The organism is Zoogloea oleivorans, from assembly GCF_008107625.1.
GTDB classification, from domain to species: domain Bacteria; phylum Pseudomonadota; class Gammaproteobacteria; order Burkholderiales; family Rhodocyclaceae; genus Zoogloea; species Zoogloea oleivorans.
Genome location: NZ_SDKK01000064.1, coordinates 1 through 3,878, shown reverse-complemented (window position 1 = coordinate 3,878; position 3,878 = coordinate 1). Strand labels below are relative to the sequence as shown.

3 protein-coding genes are annotated in these 3,878 nt (G+C 57.1%); all 3 read left to right on the top strand.

The genetic code is table 11. The annotated features are described in order from the left end of the window. Window positions 1–134: 134 nt before the first annotated feature. Window positions 135–2,249 carry a 5-histidylcysteine sulfoxide synthase gene (gene ovoA / locus ETQ85_RS25565; RefSeq protein ID WP_148581797.1) on the top strand — a complete coding sequence of 705 codons (2,115 nt, stop codon included), beginning with the start codon at window positions 135–137 and terminating at the stop codon, window positions 2,247–2,249. Beyond that, window positions 2,234–3,418 carry an ADP-ribosylglycohydrolase family protein gene (locus ETQ85_RS25560; protein WP_148581796.1) on the top strand — a complete coding sequence of 395 codons (1,185 nt, stop codon included), beginning with the start codon at window positions 2,234–2,236 and terminating at the stop codon, window positions 3,416–3,418. The genes ovoA and ETQ85_RS25560 overlap by 16 nt, the downstream gene beginning before the upstream one ends. Next, on the top strand, window positions 3,415–3,878 hold a 464-nt coding region (locus ETQ85_RS25555; protein ID WP_148581795.1), incomplete at its 3' end, for a DsbA family oxidoreductase. The genes ETQ85_RS25560 and ETQ85_RS25555, both read left to right, overlap by 4 nt.

The window sequence follows — 3,878 nt, the reverse complement described above, 5'->3', positions numbered from 1 at the left end:
ATTGCTTAAAGCACGGATTCGTCTTGCGCTCGGTCATGATTGAAAGCCCATAGGCACCATAAGGTGCGTACTTTACCATTGTAAAGTAGCTCAATACACTACCTTCAGCACCAAATTGAAGAAGGCTAAACACTGTGAAATCCCTATTCCCCCGTACACCGTTTCTCGCCGGCAGCGACGTTGAAGCCAAGCGTGCTGAGCTGCTGCATTACTTCCATGCCACCTTTGACCGCTACGAGTCTGTATTCGATGTGCTGTCCTGCGATGAGGCTTATTACAAGAAGCCCATTACATTACGACATCCCCTGATTTTCTACTTCGGCCACACGGCCACGTTCTTCATCAATAAATTCTTGCTCGCCGGCCTGATTGATAAACGCATCGACCCCAGGCTGGAGTCCATGTTCGCCATCGGCGTGGATGAAATGAGCTGGGATGACCTCGATGACGCCCGGTACGAGTGGCCCACGGTTGCAGAAGTACGCGCCTACCGCAACAAGGCCCGTGAAGTGATTGATGGCGTGATTCGGTACACACCGTTTTCCTTGCCCATCGGCTGGGATGACCCATTCTGGGTCGTACTGATGGGTATTGAGCATGACCGCATCCATCTGGAAACCTCCTCAGTGCTGATGCGTCAGCATGACCTGAAATACGTCAAACCCCATCTCAACTGGCAGCCATGCCGCGACAGTGGCCCTGCCCCCACCAATACGCTGGTGAACATTCCCAGTGGTCGGGTGGTGCTTGGCAGGGACTTCACCGACCCCATCTACGGATGGGACAACGAATACGGGCACCATCAGGTTGAAGTCCCGGCCTTCCAAGCCTCCGGTTATCTGGTGAGTAACGGCGAATTCCTCGAGTTCGTGACAGCCGGTGGCTATACTGACGACAGCCTATGGGGCGAAGAAGGTTTGGGTTGGCGCCGTTTCGCACGGGCAGAGTTTCCCACGTTCTGGGTGCCATCGGCTGATGGCTGGAAGCTGCGCCTGCTGGCCGAAGAAGTGCCGATGCCCTGGGACTGGCCGGTGGAAACCAATTGCCTGGAGGCTCGTGCCTTCTGCCGCTGGAAAGCGCGGGAAACTGGCCAATCGGTGCGCTTGCCGACTGAGGACGAATGGCATCGGATGTATGACCATGTCCATCTGTCTGACGTCCCTCATGATGCGCCAGCGGCTGCCAATCTGCATCTCGACCACTGGGCCTCGAGTTGCCCGGTCAATCGCTTCATCCACGGCGATTTGGCGGATGTGGTGGGTAATGTCTGGCAATGGTGCGAAACGCCGACTTATCCATTCGACGGCTTCGACGTCCATCCCATCTATGACGATTTCACCAGTCCGACCTTTGATGAACGGCACAACATCATCAAGGGCGGCAGCTGGATTGCCACAGGTAATGAGTCACGCCACGCCTCGCGTTATGCCTTCCGCCGCCATTTTTTCCAGCATGCCGGCTTCCGTTACGTGGTGACAGACACACCAGTGACGAACCCCGTGTCGGCCTATGAGACCGATGCCATGGTTTCCCAGTACGCTGAATTCCACTACGGTGAAACGACCCTTGGCGTCCCGAATTTCCCGCAGGCCATGGCCCAACTGGCCATCGACTTCCATCGACGCCACGGCAACGGCAGCACAGGTCGGGCCCTCGACTTGGGATGTGCTACCGGCCGGGCCAGTTTTGAGTTGGCCAAGACTTTCGACAAGGTCATCGGCATCGACTTTTCCGCGCGCTTCATCCAGGTGGGTATCCGACTGGCCGAAACCGGTGCCATCCGGTACATGGTGCCCGAGGAAGGCGAGTTGGTCAGCTACCGCGAACGCCGCCTAGACAGCCTGGGTCTGCTGGAGACTGCACAACGCGTCGAGTTCTGGCAAGGCGATGCCTGCAACCTGAAGGACATCTTCGGCGGCTTCGACCTTATCCTGGCTGCCAACCTCATCGACCGACTTTACGCACCGCGCCGCTTCCTCGATACAGTCTCCGACCGCCTGAACTCGGGCGGCTTGCTGGTACTGGCCTCGCCCTACACCTGGCTGGAGGAGTACACCAAACGCTCCGAGTGGATTGGTGGGTTCAAGAGGGATGGAGAATCCCACACCACCTTGGACGGTCTCAAGGAAATCCTCGGCCGAAATTTCGTCCTGGTCGAAGCCCCCCTCTCGGTTCCCTTCGTCATCCGCGAGACGCGACGCAAGCATCAACACACCCTGAGTGAGGTAACCGTATGGAAGCGCAAGTGATGCCATTGACCAACCCGGACCGCCTCCGCGACCGTGCCTTAGGCGCCCTGATGGGAGCGTTTGTCGGTGATGCCTTGGGTGTCGGCCCCCACTGGTACTACGACCTGGACCAAATGGTCGCCGACTACGGCCCTTGGATTGATTCCTATACACGCCCCAAACCTGGGCGTTATCACGAGGGAGTCGAGCCCGGACAGCCCTCTCAATCTGGCATCCTGTTGGAGATGACGTTGCGCTCTCTGGCGGACTGTAGCGGCTATGACGAAGCAGATTTTTGCCTGCGCCTGGACGGAGAGCTTTTCCCCCAACTCGACGGCACCTCGATGAATGGCCCTGGTGGCTACACCAGCCAATCCATTCGGGATGCCTGGCGCAACCGAGTCCAAGAAGGGCTGGCTTGGGGGAGCTTCGGTAGTGATGTCGATAACACGGAGGCAGCCGAACGTATTATCGCTATTGCGGTGCGCTATGCGCTCAATCCGGCCAAACTGGCATGGGCAGTGACTGCCAATACAGCGCTAACTCAAACAAACAGTAACGTCCTGACTACAACGACCACATACGGTGCGGTACTGGGTATGTTGGTGGAAGGGCATCGATTTGATGCCGACATATCCGACAAACTCATGGACCGTATCAAGGCCGACAAACGAATCGCTCGCTTCAATTCAGCAGTGCAACCACTCCACGCTGCCGCTCAGGGAAGGCTAGAGGTACAAATACACACCGACTGTCAGCCATGTATGGAGACGTTCTTTCCTTCTCACGATGCCTTGGTGACGCCATCGGGCGTCGCCCGGGCAGCACACGACTCGGGAATTCGCATCGAACCTGCCTCCAAAGTAAGTTTGCTCTACGGCCTTCCTTGCGGGGTCCATCACCAGTTTCCTGCTGCCTACTACCTGACGGCCCGCTTCCAAGACGACTTCGAATCTGCCGTGCTGCACGCCCTAAACGGTGGTGGTCAGAACCAGGCACGCGCCATGCTGACAGGCGCTCTCAGTGGCGCGATGGTTGGCCTGTCCGGTATTCCCCGGCGATTCATCGATGGCCTAGAGCGCGCTGAAGTGCTGCTGGCACTGGCTGAGAGGCTGGTTGGCGATATGCAAAGTCAGGCGCAGAGAAATGACTCACATGGATATTTCATCGATGAGAGACGTTGCCTATGAACCCGTCGCAGCCTTTGACCATTGAAATTGTTTCCGACGTTGTCTGTCCGTGGTGCTTCATAGGATTGCGTCGGCTGGACTTGGCCCTCGAGGCTGTCCGGCGCAGGCATCCTGATATTCGTTGCATCAAGCGTTGGCGCCCGTTCTTCCTGAATCCCAGCGTGTCGCCAGAGGGTGAGCCTTACCTGCCTCACCTGGTTAAGAAGTTTGGTGGCCCCGAACGGGTTCAAGCGGCATTCCAACATGTGCGTGATGCTGGCGCTGCCTATGGACTGGATTACCGGTTTGAAGACATCAAGGTCCTAGTCAATACGTTTCAGGCGCATCGACTCATTCACTGGGCACAACAAAGCGGCGATGCGCAGATTTTGGTAGAGCGGCTATTAATAGGGCAGTTTCAGCGCGGAGAGAACCTTGGTGATAAGGCTGTCCTTGCCAACATCGCTGTAGAGTGTGGCTA